The 23,000-nt window shown below is 50.7% G+C and carries 23 protein-coding genes and 1 pseudogene; 2 read left to right on the top strand and 22 right to left on the bottom strand.

The genetic code is table 11. The annotated features are described in order from the left end of the window. Window position 1 precedes the first annotated feature (1 nt). The 22 genes and pseudogenes from HZB62_02345 to def form a co-directional block, all read right to left on the bottom strand. Window positions 2–910 (bottom strand): ATP-dependent DNA ligase, encoded by a 909-nt coding sequence (locus HZB62_02345; GenBank protein MBI5074001.1) that lies wholly within the window; start codon window positions 908–910, stop codon window positions 2–4. After that, on the bottom strand, window positions 907–1,752 hold the full coding sequence (locus tag HZB62_02340; protein ID MBI5074000.1) for a Ku protein: 846 nt from the start codon (window positions 1,750–1,752) through the stop codon (window positions 907–909). The genes HZB62_02345 and HZB62_02340 overlap by 4 nt, the downstream gene beginning before the upstream one ends. A gap of 1 nt (window position 1,753) precedes the next feature. After that, window positions 1,754–2,524: a Ku protein gene (locus HZB62_02335; GenBank protein MBI5073999.1), complete on the bottom strand. Its 771-nt coding sequence runs from the start codon at window positions 2,522–2,524 to the stop codon at window positions 1,754–1,756. Window positions 2,525–2,581: 57 nt separating this feature from the next. After that, window positions 2,582–3,304, bottom strand: a complete 723-nt coding sequence (locus HZB62_02330; protein MBI5073998.1) for a DUF72 domain-containing protein — start codon at window positions 3,302–3,304, stop codon at window positions 2,582–2,584. Between the two features lie 222 nt (window positions 3,305–3,526). Next, window positions 3,527–4,447: a tRNA-dihydrouridine synthase family protein gene (locus HZB62_02325; protein ID MBI5073997.1), complete on the bottom strand. Its 921-nt coding sequence runs from the start codon at window positions 4,445–4,447 to the stop codon at window positions 3,527–3,529. 171 nt (window positions 4,448–4,618) lie between these two features. Then, the gene (locus HZB62_02320; GenBank protein MBI5073996.1) at window positions 4,619–5,497 is read right to left on the bottom strand and encodes a phosphoribosylaminoimidazolesuccinocarboxamide synthase; all 879 of its coding nucleotides are present in this window, start codon (window positions 5,495–5,497) and stop codon (window positions 4,619–4,621) included. A gap of 165 nt (window positions 5,498–5,662) precedes the next feature. Beyond that, entirely contained in the window at window positions 5,663–6,505 is an 843-nt protein-coding gene (gene htpX, locus HZB62_02315) for a zinc metalloprotease HtpX (protein MBI5073995.1), read from the bottom strand. Between the two features lie 158 nt (window positions 6,506–6,663). Further along, window positions 6,664–7,071 carry a M67 family metallopeptidase gene (locus HZB62_02310; protein ID MBI5073994.1) on the bottom strand — a complete coding sequence of 136 codons (408 nt, stop codon included), beginning with the start codon at window positions 7,069–7,071 and terminating at the stop codon, window positions 6,664–6,666. A gap of 4 nt (window positions 7,072–7,075) precedes the next feature. Continuing rightward, on the bottom strand, window positions 7,076–7,879 hold the full coding sequence (moeB, locus tag HZB62_02305; protein ID MBI5073993.1) for a molybdopterin-synthase adenylyltransferase MoeB: 804 nt from the start codon (window positions 7,877–7,879) through the stop codon (window positions 7,076–7,078). After that, window positions 7,879–8,124 (bottom strand): sulfurtransferase TusA family protein, encoded by a 246-nt coding sequence (locus tag HZB62_02300; protein ID MBI5073992.1) that lies wholly within the window; start codon window positions 8,122–8,124, stop codon window positions 7,879–7,881. Before HZB62_02300 ends, moeB begins: the two co-directional genes overlap by 1 nt. Window positions 8,125–8,140: 16 nt before the next feature. After that, window positions 8,141–9,439, bottom strand: coding sequence for a homoserine dehydrogenase (locus HZB62_02295; GenBank protein MBI5073991.1), 1,299 nt, complete (start codon window positions 9,437–9,439; stop codon window positions 8,141–8,143). Window positions 9,440–9,455: 16 nt separating this feature from the next. Further along, window positions 9,456–10,307: a lipoyl synthase gene (lipA, locus tag HZB62_02290; GenBank protein MBI5073990.1), complete on the bottom strand. Its 852-nt coding sequence runs from the start codon at window positions 10,305–10,307 to the stop codon at window positions 9,456–9,458. Between the two features lie 164 nt (window positions 10,308–10,471). Then, window positions 10,472–10,735 carry a type II toxin-antitoxin system HicB family antitoxin gene (locus tag HZB62_02285; GenBank protein MBI5073989.1) on the bottom strand — a complete coding sequence of 88 codons (264 nt, stop codon included), beginning with the start codon at window positions 10,733–10,735 and terminating at the stop codon, window positions 10,472–10,474. 125 nt (window positions 10,736–10,860) lie between these two features. Next, window positions 10,861–13,578 carry a DEAD/DEAH box helicase family protein gene (locus HZB62_02280; protein MBI5073988.1) on the bottom strand — a complete coding sequence of 906 codons (2,718 nt, stop codon included), beginning with the start codon at window positions 13,576–13,578 and terminating at the stop codon, window positions 10,861–10,863. A 53-nt stretch (window positions 13,579–13,631) separates the two neighbouring features. Further along, window positions 13,632–16,353: pseudogene (locus HZB62_02275) on the bottom strand (site-specific DNA-methyltransferase). Window positions 16,354–16,464: 111 nt separating this feature from the next. After that, window positions 16,465–16,989: a hypothetical protein gene (locus HZB62_02270; protein MBI5073987.1), complete on the bottom strand. Its 525-nt coding sequence runs from the start codon at window positions 16,987–16,989 to the stop codon at window positions 16,465–16,467. A gap of 68 nt (window positions 16,990–17,057) precedes the next feature. Beyond that, entirely contained in the window at window positions 17,058–18,161 is a 1,104-nt protein-coding gene (locus HZB62_02265; GenBank protein ID MBI5073986.1) for a helix-turn-helix domain-containing protein, read from the bottom strand. A 142-nt stretch (window positions 18,162–18,303) separates the two neighbouring features. Beyond that, the gene (locus HZB62_02260) at window positions 18,304–18,531 is read right to left on the bottom strand and encodes a hypothetical protein (protein MBI5073985.1); all 228 of its coding nucleotides are present in this window, start codon (window positions 18,529–18,531) and stop codon (window positions 18,304–18,306) included. Next, on the bottom strand, window positions 18,515–19,066 hold the full coding sequence (locus HZB62_02255; protein ID MBI5073984.1) for a nucleotidyltransferase family protein: 552 nt from the start codon (window positions 19,064–19,066) through the stop codon (window positions 18,515–18,517). Before HZB62_02255 ends, HZB62_02260 begins: the two co-directional genes overlap by 17 nt. A gap of 33 nt (window positions 19,067–19,099) precedes the next feature. Continuing rightward, a complete protein-coding gene (locus HZB62_02250) occupies window positions 19,100–19,627 on the bottom strand; it encodes a DUF116 domain-containing protein (GenBank protein ID MBI5073983.1) in 528 nt (175 codons plus the stop codon). Further along, on the bottom strand, window positions 19,614–20,546 hold the full coding sequence (locus tag HZB62_02245) for a methionyl-tRNA formyltransferase (GenBank protein MBI5073982.1): 933 nt from the start codon (window positions 20,544–20,546) through the stop codon (window positions 19,614–19,616). The genes HZB62_02250 and HZB62_02245 overlap by 14 nt, the downstream gene beginning before the upstream one ends. A 6-nt stretch (window positions 20,547–20,552) precedes the next feature. Continuing rightward, window positions 20,553–21,062, bottom strand: a complete 510-nt coding sequence (gene def / locus HZB62_02240; protein ID MBI5073981.1) for a peptide deformylase — start codon at window positions 21,060–21,062, stop codon at window positions 20,553–20,555. Between the two features lie 109 nt (window positions 21,063–21,171). Between def and HZB62_02235 the strand changes: the two genes are divergently transcribed. Beyond that, the gene (locus HZB62_02235; GenBank protein MBI5073980.1) at window positions 21,172–21,903 is read left to right on the top strand and encodes a hypothetical protein; all 732 of its coding nucleotides are present in this window, start codon (window positions 21,172–21,174) and stop codon (window positions 21,901–21,903) included. Then, entirely contained in the window at window positions 21,900–23,000 is a 1,101-nt protein-coding gene (locus HZB62_02230) for a hypothetical protein (protein ID MBI5073979.1), read from the top strand. Before HZB62_02235 ends, HZB62_02230 begins: the two co-directional genes overlap by 4 nt.

Here is a 23,000-nt window from a genome sequence, read left to right as displayed (position 1 = left end):
GTCAGAGATAAGGAATGACCTGTTTCTTCGTACGAACCTCTTGAAAAAGGTCACCCTCTTTTTCGGTCCTGTTTATGGCATCTGAAGGCAGAAATTTCAATCTTTCAGGATCGCCAATCGCGGCTGAAACCTCAAGCTCAGACCATGCAAGAGGAAGTGAAACAAGCGGCCTTTCGCCTGCCCTTAGGGAATAAACACCGATCATGGTCTTTGAGGAGTCGTTTTGGGACCAGTTGATAAGGACCTTTGCCTTCCGGAAATTCTTTGCCATCTTTGCGGTCACAAGGTCAGGATAGTTGGTCTGCAGTATCAGCGCAACAGCCTTTGAAAACGTTCTGGTGTCTTCATAGGTCGCCTTTTTCCGGTTCAGGGGGACGTACACATGGAGGCCCTTTCTGCCCGAGGTCTTCACGAAGCTTGCCAGCCCCAGATTAGAGAGCAGGTCCCGGATGATCAGCGCCACCCGCGCACAGTCCATGACATCTGCGGGGTCCCCGGGGTCCAGATCAAAGACGATCGCATCGGGTGTCTCAGGAAAGCCTGCTCTATGCAGGGGCAGATGGAGTTCAAGCGATGCCAGGTTCTGCGACCAGATGAGCGTCTCCAGATCGTTGACCAGGCATACCGTCATCGCCTCCTCCCTGTCATCCCTCTGGACCTCGGCTGTCTGTACCCAGTCCGGCCGGTGGGCAGGACAACGTTTTTCGAAAAAAAAGTTTTTATATACCCCCTCGGGATATCTCTTCAGGGTCAGGGCGCGGTCTTTCATATGCGGCAGAATGAATGGTGCGATCCTCCGGTAGTAATCTATGATCTGCGCCTTGGTGAAGCCATATACGGGATAAAGATCTTTTTCGAGATTCGTGAGGATGAGGCTTTTTCCCCCTGTTCCGATCACCTTTCTGCTCACCTTGCGGTCTTCACCTTGCGCATGCTCTCCTTGAGCGCAGCGACCAGATCAGCAGGCCCCTCTTCGACATCCTCTTCACCATGGGGGGCCTCAACCACGCCTCTTTTTTTCATCTTTATATTGATGATATCCATGATCTTCTTTCTGCGGCGGTCAGCGTATTTTTCAGGGTCAAAGCCGGACAGCATCTTTCTGATCGTCTTTTCTGCATGCTCTTTTTCTGCAGACCCGGCTGCTTCCGCTTTTGGGGACGTGGCTTCATCCGCCAATATCTCGGAGCTGTAATGGAGCGTGATCAGGGAGAGCACTCCCCCTGCGCTGCAGATCGCAACCAGGTACTCGCGCTCTCCCATCACGAATTTTGCGAGCCCTGCCCTGTCTGTCCTGCGCAGCACCTCGGCAAGGAGCTGGTACGCCTTTTCGCCGCCTTTCGCAGGCACGAGATAATACGGGTGGCCGAAATAGATCGGGTCCACTTCCAGCAGGTCAATGAACTCGCTGATCTCGATGGTGCTGCTCCGTTCCGGCGAGACCGACGCCAATTCCTCATCAGTGATCAGGATAAAGCGGTCGGGTCCGGTCTCATAGCCTCTGACGATCTCATCCGGCGGGACTATTTTTTCTTCTGTTGGGCAGAACATCCGTCTCTGCAGCGGGGAAAAATCCTTTTTGTGGAGCATACGGAACGAGACAAGGCCGCTGTCAACGGCCTTGACCATATGCACCGGGATCGCCACAAGGCTGAAGCTGATCGTCCCGTTCCATATGGACTGACCGGCCAGCGCTGTCCTGCGGACAGGGGACGACTTCGTCCGCACCCGTTTTACTTCCGGCTTCTTCATGTCATGCCACCTTCTTCAGGCTCGCCTCAAGTGCCTGCAGCAGTCTGTCCGAAGACGTCGGTTTCAGTTTTCTCGGCCGCAGGATCGTTATCTTCTCGCCGCGGACTTTTTTGTCGATCAGCAGCTGTAATTTCTTCTGGTGTTCGTTGACGAACTTCTGCGGTTCAAAGGGTACGGTCAGCTGACTGATCAGCTCTATGCCGATCTTCAGTTCTTTTTCGGTTAGGGAAAGCGCCTTCAGTTCAAGGGAGCTTGCAGCAATGACTTCATCTGCATATCTCAGGGTCGTCAGCCGCAGGACATTCCCCCTCGACTGTAAGGCGCCCAGATACGGCCTTTTCCTCATGACCCACGTGCATATGCCTGAAACGCCCAGCCTCTCCATGGCCTCGGCAAGGGCTCTGTACCCTTTGCCACCTGCGTCCGGTTCGAGATAATAGACGTGTTCAAAATAGAGGGGATCGATCTCAGCGGTCTTTGCAAAATCATGGACCTCCACCAGGCGGCTGCTCTTTGGATCGGCCTGTTCGAGGTCGGCCTGATCAACGATGATGTATTTCCCGCCCTCCACCTCAAACCCCTTAACCTGTTCCGCGGCAGGCACCGGTTCCCTGTCATAGGCACAGATCATCTTCTGGTGCAGTTTCACTTTATCACGCTTATGCAGCAGGTGAAACTGGATGCGTTCTTCCCTGACCGCAGTATGAAGCTTTATCGGCAGATTGATATCGCCGAAATTGATGGAGCCCTTCCAGATCGCTTTATTTGCCATGAATATCCTCCGCGGCTCTCTCCGAAATGTTCTCTGATCGCCATCGCCGCGAGCAGTTCATCCCTTGATGCCTCCCGTTCCTGATGCAACAAGTTCCTGAAAGTGCATCGCACTATGCGGCCCCTTGGCCTCATCCTCGTGTTTGAAAAAGACAAAGGCCTTCTTCCAGTTCTGCGCAGTTATCTTGCCGAGCCAGGCTGCCATGTTCGCGTCCGTGTAATCGGCGCGGCGCAGGCGCAGATATCCCCACGACGCAGTGGAGATGATCTTGTCTGCCGGACTTTCATCAGTGTCCGCAGTGCAGATACAGCAGCCCCGAGCGCGCAGGAGATCCAGGATCTCATCCTCAAACCATGACGGATGCCTGAACTCGAAGGCAGCGGATATATCGTTCGGTATCAGGTCGATAAAGGCTTCGAGCAGAGGCCGGTCTGCATGAAACGTCTCAGGGAACTGGAAAAAGACAGGCCCCAATTTGCTCCCCAGCACAGGCAGGGTCCCGAAGAGATACCGGGCCTCTTCACTCACATGCCTCAGCCGCCTGAAATGGGTTATGACCTGCGGCGCCTTCACCGCGAAGATAAAGTGGGGAGGGACCTGCTCTGCCCAGGAATCAAGGACATCTGCTGTCGGCATGTGATAAAAGGTGTTATTGATCTCTACTGCATTGAGGCGCTCTGCATAGAAGTGGAGCATATCCTTGGGCGGGATCTTTGCCGGATAGAAAAGCCCTTTCCATTCCTTATATCCGTAACCGCTTGTGCCTGTATAGATCTTCATTGTCAGCCCTCTGCCCAAAACATTCCCAGCCTCTTAATGCAAACCTTGCTATTAATCTTATCACGTTGTTTAGGCCTGTCAATGAGATGCCTCCGAGCATTACAGCAGGGCCTATTCCTCAAATCCGAGCCCTACTCCGGATGTTTCTGCGTACCGCAGTTGATAGGCAATGACCGGCCAGCGTCAAAAGCTTAACGTGGCGCCATCTGTTTGACGTATTGTTCATTCAATACTCGTGGTCTCAAAGAATGTCCAGGCCCTTTCCTTTGCTTCCTCCAGACTGCTGCTTGTCTGGACCTTGCAGGCCAACGAGTGTCCGAATTTATAGTTCCGGGCGAAGTAGTGGGTAAATGCCTTCAGCCTGCCGAGACGATACATAGGGCGGTAATCTGCGGTTAATGCCTCGATGAAGGCAGCGTACATATCCGGCAGCGAAACAACAGGGACCGGGAGATCTTTACCGTATACACATCGTGCAATTTCGGCAAAAAGCCAGGGTTTTATGATCGCTCCCCGTCCCAGCATCAGGCCATCTGCATTGGATACTCTCAGACATTTTTCCGCATCCTCTATCGAGAAGATCCCTCCATTGGCAATGACCGGTATAGTAATGCATTCCTTTATTTCGGCTATATATTCCCAGCGCGGATTTCTTGCAAAGGGCTCATGCCTGAACCGGGCATGCACAACAAGCATATCAATGCCCTCGCCTTCGAGCATGGAGCAGAAGGCCTTTAATTTCCGGCTGTCTGCGTCGCTGCCGAGCCGGATCTTTGCACTCAACGGCAGGGAGGTGCACTTTCTTGCCTCGGCCGTAATGCGTCGAGCGTCATCCGGCTGTTCCATCAGCATGACGCCTGCGCCGAACTTGCCGACCGCAGTCGATGGACAACCCATATTCAGATCAACAGCGTCAGCCTTGCATGTGTGAAGTTTATCTATGGCCCGGCTGATCTCCCTGGCATCGGCAGTCAGGAGCTGGTACGAAAGAGGATTTTCCCTTTCAGACCTGATCAGATAGGGAGAGATGCGGGGATTTTCGGTCGGCAGTCTTTTGGCCGAGAGCATTTCGGTCGACAACAGACCGACCCCGCCAAAGTCTGTCATTATTCTGCGGAGGGCACTGTGGGTAAGGCCTGCCATCGGCGCAAGACAGAGCGGAGGATCGATCCTCAGAGAGCGAATTATTAACAGACCGGCGATCCTATAAAACCGGCAATATTAATTTCGTTCGTCATAAACATTTTTCCTGTGGCGGATGTGAATCACCATGATAATCTCCTGCTCCAGATCCATAGGCTTGGACCGCGTACTCTAACCCGTAATGATCTCGTAGATCTCTTTATAGCGCGCGATGGCTTTATCAACAACATTGTCAGGAAGCACCGGCCCCGGATAGGTCTGGTCCCAGTCAAGGCCCAGAAGATAATCCCTGATGATCTGCTTGTCGTAGCTGTCCTGCCCTTTGCCGGGCTGATAGTTCTTTGCAGACCAGAAGCGGGAAGAATCCGGCGTAAGCACCTCGTCTATCAGGATCAGTTCGTCATTGAACATGCCGAATTCGAACTTGGTGTCAGCAATGATAATCCCCTTCTTTTCTGCCAGATCGCGCGCCTTGGTGTAAACCTTCAGGCTCACATCCCTGAGCTTTTCTCCCCTATCCTTACCCACGATCCTGATCATCTCATCAAAAGAGATATTCATATCATGGCCCTCTTCAGCCTTTGTGCTCGGGGTGAAGATAGGGGCGGCAAGCTTTGACGATTCAACCAATCCCTCAGGCAGCTTCATGGAGCAGACGGTGCCGCTCTTTTTGTACTCCTTCCAGCCTGAACCTGAGAGATATCCCCTCACTATACATTCCACAGGCATGGGCGCTGCCTTTCTTACCAGCATGCTTCTGCCTTCTAACTGATCGGCATATTTATGACAGACCGAAGGGTAATCCTTCACCTTGGTCGCAACAATATGGTTTTTGATGATATTCTGCATCTGGCCGAACCAGTATAACGATATCTGGGTCAGCAGTCTGCCCTTGCCCGGTATGCCGTTTGGCAGAACCACGTCAAAGGCTGATATCCTGTCTGTCGCGATCAGAAGGAGATAGTCCTGCACCTCGTATATATCCCTTACTTTTCCTTTCCTCAGAAATGTGATATCAGGCATCTCGGTCTTCAACAGAACATTATTCATTGCTTTCTCCTCAAGAGTTTTTGGATGCTTATTTTACCTCAACAGGACTTTTTTTCGCTTCACCTGTTTTGATGTTTTTCGGGCAATGCACCGTCAGCTCAAGTCCAATAAAAAACCCTGCAGATGTATCGCAGGGTTTTTTATTGGACTTCCTCTGGTTATGACTTAATAAGCAGATCCTATCCTCATAGCCCGAAGACGTGCTATACGCTCCTCAACAGGCGGGTGCGTGCTGAAAAGTTTCATGAACGAGCCGCCGGTGAGCGGGCTGACGATCATCATGTGGGAGGTTGCGGGCGTGGCATCCATAGGTATTGTCTGAGCGCCTGCATCGAGTTTTCCGAGGGCATTGGCAAGTGACATCGGATTGCCCTGCAGCTGCGCTCCACCAGCATCTGCAGCATACTCCCGGGATCTGGATATGGCCATCTGGATCAGCATTGCAGCTATAGGGGCCAGGATCATCATCAAAATGCCGGCAACAGGGCTTCCTCCCTCATCGTCATCGCCCCTTCCGCCGAAGAACATGGCCATATGGCCTAAATAACTGATAGCACCTGCCATGGTCGCCGCAATGGTCCCGATCAGGATATCACGGTGCTTCACATGGGCAAGTTCATGGGCCATAACGCCTGCAAGCTCTTCTTCGCTCAGTATGCGCATGATCCCTTCTGTTGCAGCCACTGCTGCGTGGTTTGGGTTCCTGCCGGTTGCAAAGGCATTCGGTGAATCGTCCGGGATAATATAGACCTTCGGCATGGGCATGCCTGCCTTCTGCGATAAGGTCCTGACGATACGGTAGAGAACAGGGGCTTCAGACTCCGTAACCTGCTTCGCGCGGTACATTTTCAGAACGATCTTGTCGCTGAAAAAATAAGAGACAAAGTTCATAACGCCGGCCATCATAAGGGCAATGGTCATACCAGACTGTCCACCGACGGCTGCACCGCCAAAAACCAGGAGCATAGTAAGAAGCAGCATGAGCATCACGGTTTTCATTATATTCATAATTACCTCCTTACTTCACTTAAGAAAACTCTTATCCATCGAATTTAACATCTTCATCGAAACAGCGGTCTCGATGCACGTTGCCGCCATTGATAATAGTTTAATGAATGGCTTCTAGCAGGGTCAACATGAACGGACCAAAGAGATAACATAGGCAGCTACCGGACAATATCGAAAAGTGAGTATTCAACCGCTCCATCCACGATCGTATATGCCCTGATTTCCGGAGCTTCCGGGTCCGTCAGGCCTACGATCACATACACAACATCATCGTAAAACGCGAGACTCACATCTTTTGCCGACGGATATGCCGGAGACTGGGGATGGGAATGGAAGATGGCGAGCATGCTCAGTCCCTCCTGCCTCAACTCCTTCATCAACCCGAATTGTTCCCCGGGGTCCATTAAATAGCTGACCGGAGACGGTTCTGTATTGGGCATCGGATAGACCTTTGTCACCCTGTTCCCGGTCCCTGCAACAATACCGCATGCCTCATTCGGATAACATGACTTGCAATGCATCACCATCTGATCAGCTAATTCCCGGGAAATGACAAGTTCAATCATGGAACTACGGAAGAGAGCAATAGCCTTCGTTATAATCGATCAGCTCGGTTATGGTCGGATGCTCCCCGCATATTGCGCAGTTCCGGTTTTTCGGGACTTTCACCTTCCTGAAGGTGGTCTTCAGCGCGTCATATACAAGCAGTGAGTTCATGAGGGGATCGCCCTTGCCAAGGATCAGCTTCAGGACCTCAGTTGCCTGAAGACTTCCCACAACGCCGGTCAGCACACCCAATACACCAGCCTCCTGGCATGACGGCACCAGACCCGCAGGAGGCGGCTCCTCGAAAAGGCAGCGATAACAATGCCCTTCTCCCGGAATGATCGTAGTGACCTGGCCTTCGAATTTAAGGATCGCTCCGCTGACAAGAGGTTTGTTTGCCATAACACAGGCGTCGTTGACCAGATAGCGGGTCGGGAAATTATCACTGCCGTCAACCACAATATCATAATCCTTAATAAGGTCAAGGATATTGTCCTTCGATATGCGGACCTTGTGAGCAACAATATTCACATCCGGATTGAGCGCCTTGAATGTCTTCTCCGCAGATTCGACCTTGAGCATGCCGATGGTATGCACGCTGTGAGCGATCTGGCGCTGGAGATTGCTTATCTCAACAACGTCATTGTCAATAAGGCCTATGGTGCCGACACCGGCTGCGGTCAGATAGTACCCCACAGGACACCCAAGTCCGCCGGCGCCTACAATAACCACCTTTGCGTTGATGATCTTTGCCTGACCGCGTCCGCCGACCTCAGGCAGAATGATATGCCTGCTGTAACGTTGCAGCTGCTCCTCTGTAAATTCCATTATTCCCTTTCCTTTCGTATGAGCAGTGTCCAGTCCCTGTCACCGACCTTTTCTGTCCTGAGAAGAGTATGACCGTGCTCAGTCATAGCCTTCGGAATACTTTCGCACGCTTCTTCATGATCAAGCAGGATCTCAAGCACCTGCCCCATCTCCATTGCCTCCATCGCAAGCTTTGCCTTAACAAAGGTGTAGGGACATGTAAGACCCCTTATATCGATCGTTATATCCGGCTTGATCGTATTCAAGACCGTGCCTGCCGGACTAATGGTGTCCCTTGCCCTCTACGCGGATGAAGACGGTCCTGCCTGCCACGATCTTCAGCTTATTGATCTCTTTCATGGCACTGACAACGCCCTTCTCTTTTGCCATATGCGTCAACACTACCAGGGGCACGGCCTTGCCTTCCATGCGGTCCTTCTGGATGACCGAGGCGATGCTGATGTTATGCTTGCCGAGAATGCCGGATATCTTCGAGAGAACGCCGGGTTTGTCGATCGCGAAGAACCTGAAGTAATACATGGACATCACATCATCCATCTTCATCAGAGGCATCGGCTTTTCAGAGCTCGCGAATGCGCGTAGCCTGCCGACCGAATTGGCCGTAATATCACGGGCAATGTCTACAATGTCGCTCACCACCGCGCTGCCTGTCGGAAGGTCTCCGGCGCCGCGGCCATAATAGAGCGTTGAGCCGACAGCATCTCCCTCCACATACACTGCATTGAAGACCCCATCGACCTTCGAAATAAGGAGATCTTCAGGCACCATCGTGGGATGCACCCTCAGTTCAACCTGACCATTCGTCTCTTTCGTAATGCCGAGCAGCTTGATCTTGCAGCCCAGCTCGCGCGCAAACTCGATATCCAGAGGTGATATCCAGGAGATTCCCTCGCGGTACACATCCCTGATAGTAAACTGTCTCCCAAAGGAGATCGATGCGAGGATGGCGAGCTTGTGGGCCGAATCGATACCTTCGATATCATAGGTCGGATCTGCCTCGGCGTACCCAAGTCTCTGGGCCTCCTTCAATACGTCTGAGAACTGCGCCTTCTCTGCCGACATCTTGGAGAGAATATAGTTCGTGGTACCGTTGATGATACCGTAAACGGCCCTTATCCTGTTGGCAACAAGTCCTTCCCGCAGAACCTTTATGATCGGTATACCACCTGCAACAGCAGCCTCGAAGCCTACCTCGACGCCGGCCTTTTCGGCAGCCTTGAATATCTCTATACCATGGGTCGCAAGAAGCGCTTTGTTGGCGGTCACTACATGTTTGCCTGCCCGGATGGCGCGGAGGATCATATCTTTCGCGATCGTAGTGCCGCCTATGAGTTCAACAATGATATGTATGTCCGGATCGTTAAAAAGCTCATCCGCTTTTGTTGTCAATACGCCCTTCGGGACCTTGATGCCACGGTCCCTCCTGATATCAAGGTCAGCGATCTTGCGCAGGTTGATATCAATACCTGTCCGCTGTTTCAGCAGATCCCTGTTCTTCAGCAGTATGCCTGCCGTACCTGTGCCGACCGTTCCAAAACCGATAATCCCAATGTTGATCATATGCTTAGCACCCTCTTCATATATTTCGTTGACTGTCAAACATCTCTTCTGCATGCATAGAGCTTCTTACCAGCGGACCTGAAGCAACATATCTGAAGCCCATACGGAGAGCAGTGTCTTTCAGCTCATCAAAGGTCTTTGGCAGGATGTATTTTACCACAGGAAGGTTATTCTTGGTGGGCCTGAGATACTGTCCGATGGTAAGAAGATCACACCTGCTGTCGCGAAGATCAGCAAGCAGTTGAACAACCTCATCCATGGTTTCGCCGAGTCCGAGCATAAAGCCTGATTTGACAGCCATTGCCGGAAACAGTTCCTTTGCAGCCCTCAGCACGGCAAGTGATCGCTGGTAATCCGCCTGATGACGGACAACAGGATAGAGCCTCAGTACGGTTTCCATATTATGATTGAACACATCCGGCCGGGCATCAAGAACGACCTTAAGGGCATTGCGATCGCCGTTGAGATCAGGGGTAAGCACTTCGACCCGTGCTTCAGGGAGGCGTCTTCTCAGTGCGTGTATTGTCTGCGCGAACTGACCTGCGCCTCCATCCGGCAGGTCATCGCGTGTGACAGAAGTAATGACAATATAGTTGAGACCAAGCTCTGCTGCAGCCGCAGCCACCTGATCAGGCTCATCAGCATTAACAGCAACAGGAGTCCCAGACGTCACAGCACAGAATCCGCAGTTGCGCGTGCAGTGAGAACCGAGGATAAGAAAGGTAGCCGTAGGCTTCGAAAAGCATTCACCCCGATTGGGGCAGCGGGCATCTTCGCATACCGTAGAAAGTCCGTGTCTTCGCAGAATATGCTTTGTATCGTGAAGGCCAGTGCGGTACGGGGTTTTTATCCAGTCAGGAAGTCTCATTGATTATTGAGATGCAAGATTTCTAAGGGGATTACAACAGGTCTTGAAATACCGGGCTTTGTATACACGAAGTGATCCCCTTCGCTCCTGACGAATCTAAATCTTGCCTTCTCAAATACCTTTCGCAGTTTGGCGGCAGGAATGGGAACTATTATTGCCACAGATTACAGGCTCACTAATTCAGTTGCAACAAGTTTAGGCGGCAACCATTTGCCATTTACATCCATTTTGTAATTTGCTTCTTCAAGAATGTCCCCAAGCGTTCCCATCTTTTCAGCCTCTTCAACAAAAAGCCTTATGGCAGTCTTGAGCATTTCTTTAGCATGGTTGACAGTATTGCCGCAACTGGAAACATCAAGCTCAGGACAATAAGCAACATACGTCTCATTTTCTTCGAACACAATCACATCAACATCAATTGGTATCATAAATCGCCTCCTATTTTATGAAAAGTTGCACAGCTCGATCTGCATCCTTGTCCACATTTTACCATTACTGATTAGTCCTCTTCACTTCGTTTGACAACCCTTCAACAGCCTCTTTAATTGCCTTATCAGCGTCCGTTGTTTTGTATATGATCCTGTAATCCCACTGACCAGTAGAAACTGACTATCTGCTCCCACTTCGCGGTATCAGCCACGGCAAAGTTCAGGTGACTTCTCTGGCATTCCTTGACGGGTTTGCTTGTCCAGAAGTCCACATCGAAGGTTGACCCCGGCCCTCTTCCTGACTCGTATCTTGGAAGCTCGGGGTCTTCGCCTGAGCCAGCATCAGGGACTATGGCGCGGTTCAAGGCTTCCAGTGCATGTTCATAATAAGGTGAAAGGAAAACATCCTTGTTCTGCCTGTGGCCTACTGGTTCGACATATTGCCCGATGTATTTCTTGACTACTGCCAGCATCTGGGGGAACAGCACATGGGCCGGAATTTCACAGGCCGGGTTACCGACGTATTTTTTTGTAAGAGCCGTGGCCAAGAAAAATTCCACCTGCTGAAGTCTAATCCGTGCCCGCCATCCTTCCATCGTTATGTCTTCTGTCTTGCCGGGTCCGAGGACGGTCAGCTTTCCGCCTGAGTCTGTTGAAAGCCCCTTCACAAGGGTTTCATCCGGTATGTCACCGGGGTCGAGGGTCTGCTTGGGGACTCGTGACCAGTCAACGTTTATCCGGTTTCGCACTCTGAAGGAATAACCCTCCACCCTTGGAAATGTAATTGCAAGATGGTCCCGTTCAGGTGACAGAGCCTTTACGTGGTGAATCTTGGGCGGCGGGTCAACGGGGCCTGTCGGGTTCGTCTTAAAGGGTATAAGCTCAAACGGCACGCCATACACTTTTGCCACTTCCTCAACGCTCAGATCGTGATATTGGGATCTTCTAAGCCCGCGCCCCACCACTTGTTCACAGAGCAACTGCGACTCAAACGGCCTCAAGCCGACAATATGCGTGACCGTCCTTGCGTCCCACACCTCGGTGAGCATGGCAACGGAGATTATGCACCTTATGTCTCTGCCCGGCGGCACATTCGGGTCTATAAGCTCGCCGCCCTCTTCAATGGCTTTCTCGTTCTTCTTATTGACAAGCTGAACATACTCTTCAGGCGGTTTCTCGCCCGGCCAGCTTGTTTTGCCTATGGTATCCAGGACGAACCGCAAGCGGCGGCCTTCGTCGCTTTTGGCGACACCGGATTCGATCTCTTCGACAACCTTTGAGTCGATTCTTACGGTGTACTCTTTCCCGTCCCTGTTTCTGAACTCTTCAATGCAAGGTGTGGTTTCGGATTCGCCGAGTGCTATCCAGTCAGACAAAACCTTTGCAAGTCTTGTATCCCTGCATACAATGATAAAGACAGGCGGGACAGGGCCTCTAAGCCCCTGCTCAATGTCCTTTTTCCATTCCGCAAAGGTGTCCTGCCATAGAGTAGCAAGCTGGATAACAGGCTGATGCGCGTATTTCAGCACGGCAGCGGGCTTGATCTGGCCTCTTCTACCGCCTTTCTCGCCACTTGTCAGCTTCTCTTCAACTATCCATTTCCAGACGTTGAAATATGCAGGGATATTGCGCCCTGTCGTATCTTCAATCGGCAACTGAGGTATCTTAACGAGGCCGGATTCTATTGCATCCACAAGGCCGAAGTCGGATACCACCCACGGAAACGGCCTGCCGGGGTCATTGCCTGTATTGTTCAGGTAGAACGGCGTAGCGGAGAGGTCCACGCAACAGTTAATTCCGCGCACCTTATTGATCTTATCCAGGCCGTTAATCCAGACTGTGGCCTCTTTCTTGTAATATGCAAGCTCTTCGCCGTCGCCGTTTTTGAAGAGTTCTTCCTGCTCCACTTCCGCGGTATTATCTATCTCTTTCAGCCTGTATGCATGGTGGGCCTCGTCGTTGAAGACCAGAATATTTTTCTTGCCCTTGGCCGCTTTCAGCACCTCTTCAACGAGTGAAGTGTCTGATTGAATGTATTTGGTTTCAACGACCTCCACCTTCTTGCCCTCTACAGTCTTTTCAACCTTGATATGCCTTGGCACTCCCCGCTTGACCACCTTCGAGGAAGCGTTGCCAACGGTATTAAGTTCCTTAGGTTCCAGAATGTGCCAATTTGTGATCAGCACTCGCCCTTCGCGGAGGTTCTTCATCATGTCCGACCTAACAAGGTCCCTTGTCATGTAAAGGCTTCTTTCCCCAAGATTAGGGTCAAGCTCCTGCAAGCGCTCACGGATGGTCACGTTCGGGCATATCACAAAGACTGTGTCGGAAAAGGTGGCATTGCTCCTGTCTGCAACCTTGTTCAATATGCTCCATGCCGCCAGCATCCCCATAACCGTGGTCTTGCCTGCGCCCGTGGCCATCTTCGCAGCATAACGTGCAAAGCCGGAATAACCCTTCTCCATTGCCTCTTTGAAGGGCTCGTCGCGCGGTATCTCAAGGCCCTGGAGAAAGTCCGCTCTGGCCTCTTTAAGAAAGATAACAGTCAAGGCCGCCTCCACTTGGCAGAAGAAGAGTTTCTGTCCTGCCTCACGCTCCTCCCGCGTCCAATAAGCTATAAGCTCTTTTGTGGTTCCCGTGACGCCTGGAAAGCCTTGCTTACGCCATTCCTTCATTCGGGTACGTATGTCGTTGACAAGTGGCATATCAACCTTTGTCCCTACTTCGTCCGCAGCAGTTCTTCCTGTTGACCTTCTTGGGGGGCGGTAGTAGTAGCAGGCTGCGCGGCGGCCTCCTTCGATCAGAACAGGCTTCTCGCCCTTGGCGATTTCGTAATATTTCATGGGCTCTTCATAAGGACTGTTGATTATCGGCTTAGGGACTTCGTTGAACTCACTCATTTTTCAGACTCGGCCTCTTTAAGTTCCTTCACAACAAGAAGTTCGTTTCCCCGATCGTCAATCACCTTTACGGCAATCCTTTCATGTTCACCTACCATGAAGGGTTCGCTTTCAGTCCCGGCAAGATGCTCCCAGACTGAATCTTCGTAAGTCCCTTTGAGGTCCTTCTTCAGTTTGTCCCACGCGGAAGTCCTCGGGAAGAACGCCTGAGAGACACAGAAGGCAAGCTCGTTGTAGTCCGTGTCTATGAACCAGCAGGGTACGTTGTTGCCATCCAGATGTACTAAATTATCCTTGCCTTCTTCAGGTATGGGATCGAAAACGTCCAGGCCAAGCAGTTCCACCTTGTAGAGGGCTTCCCCTGTGTCGGACTTCTTCTTGAGCTTTATCAGCTTTACTTCCGGCATACCCGTTACGCTGAAGACCTGACTTGTCCTCTGGTTTTTCAAAAGGTCGGACATTTGCAGATCCATTGTTGCCTGGACGTATGTAGCAGGCATACCCATTTTGCCCGCCTTCTGTATCAGCGTGCCCGCGTTTGCCTGGATAGCAAAGCCGATGACATAAAGATGATCAAAGCCCTTCATGTTCGCTTCCTTCCACGCCCTGTGGACCATAGTCTCCGTAACTGCGCCGTTTTCCGGCCCGAAATAGAAGGCAACCGGCTTTTCTACACCGTTTGCAACCATAGCCTCTGCGTGAAGGTCCATGGCCTTTGCAGGACGGCGGACTTTTTGGAATGTAACAGTCTTGTTGCCGGATACCCTGATAGTGGCAACCTTGCGAAGTATTTCCAGCATTCGGGTTATGTAGTCCGCCGCCTCGATAGCCTCGCCTGGATTTATCTTTGTTTCTTCATCTGCAATAGCCGTGTCCATAGGTTGCGGGATGGTAGCCTCCACCACGAACGGGCCTGTCACGCGGATAATGCCGTTTACCTCTTCCGGACGGTCAACAAGAACTTCTTCCTTCGGAGGTTCATTGTTGGCAATGCTCTTAAGAGTAATATGTGGCACAATGCCGCCGACCTTTTCACCCTTCTTGTTCTTTTTCCGTTTATAGACAAAACCGGAGGAGGGGCCTTTTGTTGGATCTTTCAACTCATAATATGGGAATGTGGCGGTTAGCAGTCTTTGCCTCGCAAGCGCAAGCGGGACGCGGCTTGTGTCTATGGTTATCCAACGACGGCCCCATTGTTCCGCAACGTATGCCGTTGTTCCGCTGCCGCATGTCGGGTCAAGAACGAGGTCGCCGGGGTCGGTGGTCATAAGTATGCAACGCGCTACTACTTTAGAAAGTGTCTGTACAGCGTAAATCTTGTCCTCACCGAATCCTGATATTAAAGTATCTAACCAACGATTGCTCAGTGGAAATATGGGAAAGTCATCAAAATGCCGTACATAGCGAGGAGTGTTACCTATAACAATTAGACGGCCAGCCCGTAATAGGTTCTCCATTCCTGCCTTGTTTGTTTTCCATCCACCTTTCTTAGGGGCCTGAACAATTGTCTCCCCAACTTTAAATTGAAATATCGTAGAGTCATTGCCAGTTTGTGATGTAAGGTTATCGTGGCTAAAAATCTTCCCCTCCGTTTTAAATTTGTCTGGGTTCGATAGGTCTTCAGAGCTTAGTTCTCTCCAAGTTCCGTCTGGCTTCATGAGGTAACGATATTGTCTGGCACCTTCTTCGCCTATTTTTTTTCATTTGGTAAATATTATGGAATTTTACGCTATTCCTATCCTTGGCATACCAAAGCAGGTAGTCCGAACTCTCATCCAAAAATTGGCCGCCCAAGTTAGTTGTTTTTGCAAAAGAAATAATGCACATAGAGTTTTCAGGCCCGAATATTTCATCCAAGACTTCCCTAACGTGATGAATGTTCTCATCACTTATCTGCACAAAAATTGACCCAGAAGGATGCAGTAAGTCATGCGCCAACTTGAACCTGTCCCGAAGATAAGTAAGGTGTGAGTGCAGACCAAGCTCCCATGTATCCCGGTAAGCCTGAACAACCTCCGGCTCACGTGTCATGCTCTCATCATCCCCGTGTTTCACGTCGCGCTTACGAACGAAGGGCTGGAAGTTGGAGCCGAACTTTACGCCATAAGGCGGGTCAAAATAAATCATCTGCACCTGTCCGCCGAGGCTCTCGTATTGTTGCAGGCTGTTCATCACCACAAGCGAGTCCCCAAGAATCATCCTGTTCACCCACGGGGCTTTGTGCTCATAGGCTTGGAGGGCGCGGTCTGCAATATCAATGTCCGCATCGCCGTAAAAATCGAAGGCCTCTTGTTTGTCTCTCTTTTTGGACTTGAGGGTTGCGAGGATTGCCTGAGTGGAAAGTCGCTCATGTGTGAAAAGAGGAAGGGTAGGCACATTGAACTCAGTCCGCTCCGCCTTGCCTGACCAGTTCAGGAAGGGCTTCGACATCCTCGCCAGCATATCAGCGGCGGCCTTTGCTTCTTCAACAGTCTTGGCTTCCTGAATCTGCTTAATCAGGGCTTCCGCGCGCTCCCTTGCCGGATTCCCCTCATCCCAAGCCATTGCAGGATCAAGGCTTGAGTCGTATTTGTAAGTCTTCGGCGGCTTCTGCTTCTTGAACTGCGCCTGAAGCCCGATGTCCGGCCTTAAAAGACCTTCTTCGGCTTTGTGATCATAGGCCCCAGTCTTGCCGCCCTCCGCTACTGTTTTTTTTGCACCTTTTTGGCCATGAATCATCCCCCGTTTATTTGTCGCAGTATGTAGGTTCTATGGGATATAGCCTAAGTGCATATTCTCAGGAATGTCAATGCTTTTAGGAATGGGCATTTGGCTTGTAAAACTGCTTACTCATGGCCCCGGATAGCGCCGTCCAGTCAATTTGTTGAACCTGCTTATTTCGCTCTTCGGTTGAGCGTGTTCCTCGTTGTCATTCCATTCAGCCATCTGTTTCTGCTTTTCGTCGTCCCACGTGATGAGCTTTTTTTCAAGCCAGTTATTGATAAGCCCTAATGGGGTGATATTCCCCTTGAATTCATCAGGGAATTCCTGTTCCAGAAATCTCACCAACCCTCCGTCCCCGGAAGTGACACGGTGGCCTAATGCCAAGGCACAGGCCATTACCCTCATATCCACCCTGCTTAGATCGAATAACCTGTCTGTTTTCTGATCTATAGTCCCATTCTCGCTGAGGGCCTTAATTGCCTCATGATAGTCCTTTACCTCAGATATCCCTGTTTTCCCTGTCGGAAGAGATTTCAACTTATTCCTCATCGAACCAGCCCAGGGATATTTGGTTTTGAATTTGGTCGTTTGCGTCAGTTCGTCGTAGACTTCCCGAATCGTTATGCACTCGAACCGTTCATCTTCGAACATTTGGGGGACTATACGCAGCAGCATCAGGATACTGGAAGTATCACATAGTATGATCACCAGCCAGATCCTTACTTGCCTTCACCAATGCGGCGTAATTCGCTCAAGACTGACTGAGCATCGATACTACTGTCAAGGCCGAGCCACTCACCTAATTTCCGTAATGAAGCCTCGGGCGCTTGAGCTGCAACCAGACTTGTGAATTTAGGTGACAGGATGTGAAGTTTCTCAATATAGCTTCGTGCGTCACCGTCGGTAAAAAGGACTTCATTAACAGAATGAACTGTTTTTTTGAGGTTAACATCTGCACCGGCAAGTTTGATGTTTAGTGATACGCCTGACTGCTCAAGTCGCTTACTAATGCCGAAAATAGAATGCTTATATTTTTTGGCAAAGTCCTTGAGTTTATTTACAGCTACTCCATGAGGACAGCCTTTGATAGCCTGTGCCACAGTCTCTACATATCCTTCTGGAAACTGTATATAAGTCGCTACCACATCACAGAAATCCTCTTCCTCCTGCTCATTGAACATCTCCGGCTCTTCATCACGGACAGCGTGGACCGTTTCATGGAGCAACTGGAATATCAAATCGATGATGTTCGTATCAGTATTTACAAAGATAACCCTCTGGTCACAAATCTTAGAGTAAAAAGCATAGATTTTCTTTTGGATATCTTCGGGGAAGGGCCTGAAAACAACATAAACATCTAATTCGTTCAGCATTGCTAATGCATGATCGAAATCCATGGGCCAATCGTTAGCGATACCGGATAACGTTCTTAACTGTGCCCCTATCTTCTTTGCATTTTCACTGTCTCTTCGGCTTGCCCTAATAACTCTCACAATGCTTGACGCAGGAGCAGATCTGAAGAGGTTGAGATACTGTCCGGCCATCTCAAGTGTTGCGTCTCTCATCTCATCAGTCACAGGTCTTTTCCTGATCGTTCTATGCTGGGGCACTGAGATAAGGGTTTCTCTCTCTGCGGTGAAGAAATAGCCAGGGGTTGCCCCCAGTTCCTTGCACAATCTGATCAAATGCTGACCGCGCGGGATTTGGCCCTTAATCCAGGCATCAACTGTTTGCCTTGAAACACCAATGGCATGTGATAGCTCAGTGAGCGTTTTGCTCATCTCCCCGGCCCGCTCCCTTATTTTTGCTCCATTCCAGCTCATTCTTCCCCCTGACAGAAGTTTACTTTATTTTTTATAAAATATCATTAAATGGGGAATAATGTAAAGTTTTATTGACAAAAGACTTCTTATGTCAACGAGGTCGTTGAAACAGTAGGCAAAGGGCTGTTCATTGGGTTCCCTCTCACAGTTTCATATTCTTCTCGATCATAGGCCGAAAAGGCTTCGGCTGATGGTTGATGAACTCGTTGAACTGCAAAAGGAATTCTATCAGTCTATCCATATCAAAAGCTCCGTTCACGAGCACCGGATTATGACGATGTGAAGAAAGGTATTCCATATCCTTTCTCATGGATGATGATTCAACCAATCGCTGCATCTCTTGCCGCTCCTGCTCACTGATGCCCGGCATATTTTCTCCTCAATTCCGTGCAAAGGTCATTGAGACCGAACAGCCCAAAGTATTCCTCGATCAGAGTCCAGTCAACAGTAGAGGCATGGAGGGAAAGCAATGATTCTATATCAGTCATATCCAAAGCCTTTCTACTTTCATTGTTTGCCATAGCCTGTACCTTAAAGCCTATCAGATCTTCGATTTTCAGCACCTTTACCGATACTGTTCCGTCGAATATCTTCCTGTCTTCTGCCCTCTGAATCATGCTGAGAGACGGCGTCCTGAAAGCATGGAGGAAATCAACCTCTCCGAAAACCTGAAGCGGCGACACGTATTGTGAGACGTTCTCCGTCTGGTATCTGCACTCGTAACCGAGACCCTGCATGAGAGCGGCAACCTTTGGCATATCATCAAGATGAACGAGGAAATCTATATCGACTGTGCCCCGTGGCGCCCCCCAGGCACCGAGTGCCATTCCTCCCAGCAGTGCATAGCGGATATCCTTGTCCTGAAAACCGGACAAAAGACGCTCAAGAACGAGTTTGAAGTCCATAAGCAATTATATCACTCCTACTTCTGAAACAGCCTAATCCCTGCCGAAGAAGGTTATCGCCTCTTTCACCCTGTCGAGGTCAACCCTTGTATTGAAACAGGGGCCAAAAGGCCGTTCATTGGGGATGCCCAGCACAGGAAGCGGGTATGTATCCACAAGCCCGCTCGAAAGGTCGCGCTCGCAGGCAACCGCTATGATCGCCTCAGGCCTGACCTCCTGAACAATCTTCCTCGCAAGAGTGCCGCCGGTCGCAACAGAAAGGTTGAGCTTGAAGGCATCAGTGATCTCTATCAGGCCCTTGATCCCGCACCTGCCGCACCGTTTGCAGTTATAGATATTATGGGTAAGCCGGATCTCGCAGTCGCTGATCTGCAGACAGTGGGGCAACAGGATAAGTATCTTCTTTGTCCGGGTCTTCTCGGCCCTTACCAGCCTATTATTCATGCGAATGATCGCGTACTGGAAGGCCTCTTTCCTGCCCTTCATGAACGCAGCAATAAGCATGAGTACGGGATAAAATATCTTAAGGACAATCCCCCGTGATAATTTACTGATCTTCAAATTTCATCCCTTCCCTGATATGACGGCCGCGGGCAAAGGCAGCCCCTGTCATTGTCTTCTTTCCTTCAGGTTTCAGTTCCAGCAGGGCAAGAATGCCGATCCCGGCACCAACATGGAGTTCGTCCCCTTGGATCTTCACAATACTGCCGGCCGTTACTCCGGCCTCAGTATCAGCGACCACCGACCTGACGATCGTGATCTTCTCCCCCTCAAATACGCACTGGCCGCCCGGCCAGGGGTACATGCCTCTTGTCAGGTTGAATATCTCCTGCGCAGATGCGTTCCAGTCTATCTTGCCGTTCTCTTTTCTTATGATCGGAGCATAGGTTGATTCGCCTGTCTGGGGAACCGGTCTGACTGTTCCCCCGGCAATGCCGCTGATGGTCGTTATCAGGAGATCAGCGCCCATTTCAGAAAGCCTGTTTCCCAGGGTCTCTGCATTGTCCTCAGACAGTATCTCTGTCTCTTCTCTAAGCAGCATATCGCCGGTGTCAAGTCCTTCATCCATAAGCATGGTTGTAACACCTGTTTTTTTCTCTCCGCGCACAATCGCCCACTGAATGGGTGCGGCTCCCCGGTATTTGGGAAGGAGCGAGGCATGCAGATTGATACAGCCCTTGGGCGGCAAGGCCAGCATGTCCGGCGGCAAGATCCTGCCATACGCGACCACAACGATCATATCGGGCCTCATCTCTGCAACGGTCTTAAAGAATTCCTCTGAACGTATGCCTGCGGGCTGAAACACTGGAATGCCCTGAGAGACAGCGTATTCTTTCACTGGCGGAGCTGAAAGCTTATGCCCCCTTCCCTTTACCCTGTCCGGCTGCGTAACAACTGCAATAACTTCTTCACCTGATGCCGCCAGTTTTTTGAGGGAAGGCACGGCAAAATCCGGGGTGCCGAAGAATACGATCCTCATGATCGATTACTTCTCGGCCTTGACGCTCTTCTTGTAGCGCTTCTTGAAAAATTCCCGTTTGATCGGACTGATCCTGTCAATAAAAAGAAGACCGTCGAGATGGTCTATCTCATGCTGAATGGCTATGGCAAGAAGCCCGCCCGCGTCGATCTCGATCTGATTGCCTTCTCTGTCACAGCAGCCCACGATGAGCTGCTCTGCACGTTTTACTTTAGCAGTATATTCGGGAATACTGAGACAGCCTTCTTCGAACTCCACCTCTCCCTCGCTCTTCAGGATCGAAGGATTGACAAGCACGATAAGCGGGTACTGCTCCTCACGAGAACTGATATCTATCACCGCAAGTCTTTTCGAGACGCCGACCTGCGGAGCTGCAAGCCCGACACCCGGAGCTGCGTACATCGTCTCGACCATGTCGTCGATCAGCTTCTGAAGATCCTCATCAAAGGCTGTGACAGGCGCAGCCTTCTTCTTCAGCACCGGTTCAGGGAATTTTTTTATTTCGCGAATTGCCATGGTTAATTATAAAACATTTCTTTCATGAGGGTCGATACGAATCCCCCTATTGCATTGAATTTTCAACGTAGGCGTGGCATTATGTAAGCAATCCTTCGTGAAAAATCATATGATCAGAAACCACATCATTATTATCGCGGCACTTCTGCTCCTGCTTGCCGGCTGCGCCTCGATTGGCCAGAAGTTTTCTGCTGGTGAACCAAAAAATAGACTTCCCTTGCTGGCAAAAGACCGTGCAGAGGAAGTGCAGAACATTGCAGTGCCGCCCTTCTCGGGAGACTCACATGCCTGGCATGAAGCGGCGCTGGAAGTTATGGCGCAGTCGCCAAAATCAGCCCTGATACCTCAAAAGAAACTTGATTCTGCAATAAAGGCAGCAAAGAAGGAACCGGCTCACCTTTTGCCGGAGGAAAGGATCGAGTATACCGGCAGGCTCGGAAGGTCTGTCCAGGCTGACGCGGTGCTGAACGGTATGATCTTGAGCCGGGACGACCGCTACGAACTCATTCTCCAACTCGTGGCATCAAGGGATTCCCGCGTTCTCTGGTTTCAGGCAGCTGATTTTTCTTTTCAGGGCGATCAGATCACGAAGAACGACCAGAAGGAACTGCTCAGCAGGATGCTTTCATCGCTTATGCCGGTGCTCGGGAAAAAAGATAGGCCTGTTCCACAGGCACAGCCTAAACAGGAGTTGCAGCAAAAAACTGAACCTGATCAGAGATCTGAGCAGCCGCAGAAACCGGATCAGATGCCCAGATCCGAAAAGAAAGCCAAACCATCGAAAAAGCCTGAAAAAGACGTAAGGCCGCCCCAGGCGGCAGAAGACGTCAGTCCGATGTGACTATGGAAGAGACGCCGATCATTGTCATGCAGTGCCCGAAGTGCAGGAAGGAATTCCCTTTGGACACGAATTACTGCGAGGACTGCACAGCCATGCTCGAGCCGACCGAAAAGGCACAGGAAGCACCGATTCGACCGATGGAACCACTGCCGTCAACATCCCCTGTTGAGGCTGCTGAGGCAAGCGATGAGCAGATAGAGGATGTCAGGATAGACAGTCTGAAGACCGATATCGAGGAGAGCTTTGTCTCCGCCCTGCTCTATGAGCTGAAGCGGTTGAGAGATCGCAGGGAAAAAAAGGAGACCGCACTTTCCGACCTGCAGAAACAGCGGGAGGAGTTCAGCAGCCCTGATCTTGTCCAAAAGATAGGCAGGGCAGAGGCTGAAGTTAATGAAGCATTAAAAAGAACCGCGAAGATCGAGGCGATCCTTGACAACCTCAGGAAGAAGCTGGAGGCAGATATAGACAGACTGCATGCGCAGATCACTGACGCAGAAAGGCCGGGATGGTTCGCCGTTCTTTCTGCTGCAGGCCGGTATTTCAGGATGCTTTCCGCTGAGGCGCGGACCAAGAAAGAGCTTCTCGCCGCAATAGAGACAAGGACCTATAGCAAAAAAAATCCCCTGCTGAAATACGCATTTTTTATTGTTCTGCTCCTGATCATTGCAGGTGCCCTGACCATGTTTTCCCGAAAAGGCGGCGTTCTGTCATCTTCAGCAACATCCGACAAAGCGTCAGCAAAGGCATCCGGCCAGGCAAAGGATATTTACGATCTTCTTGAGGACATCAGGCAGGCGAACATAAAAAAAGATCTCACCCTGTGGGAATCCCGCTATAGCAGGCAATATCTTGAGGCCGGCAGAAAGAAGTATGATACCGCGGAGAACTGGAAGAAATTCGATTTTCTCTCCCTGCAATACAGGGTAACTGATATCCGGATGCTCCCAGGAGAGATAACCGCTGTGATCTCATGGGATATGGAACTGAGATCAAAAGAATCCGGCAGGGTGACCCGAACCGTTCAGACGCTCCTCTCGGCATTCGTCGTCGAAGACCATAAGCTCAAGATAGCTTCGGTCAGAAAAGCAGGTCAGTAG

It is taken from the genome of Nitrospirota bacterium (assembly GCA_016214855.1).
Taxonomy (GTDB): Bacteria; Nitrospirota; Thermodesulfovibrionia; order Thermodesulfovibrionales; family UBA6898; genus UBA6898.
Note: the sequence above shows the minus strand (reverse complement) of the source record. Positions and strands in the feature narration are given on the sequence as shown.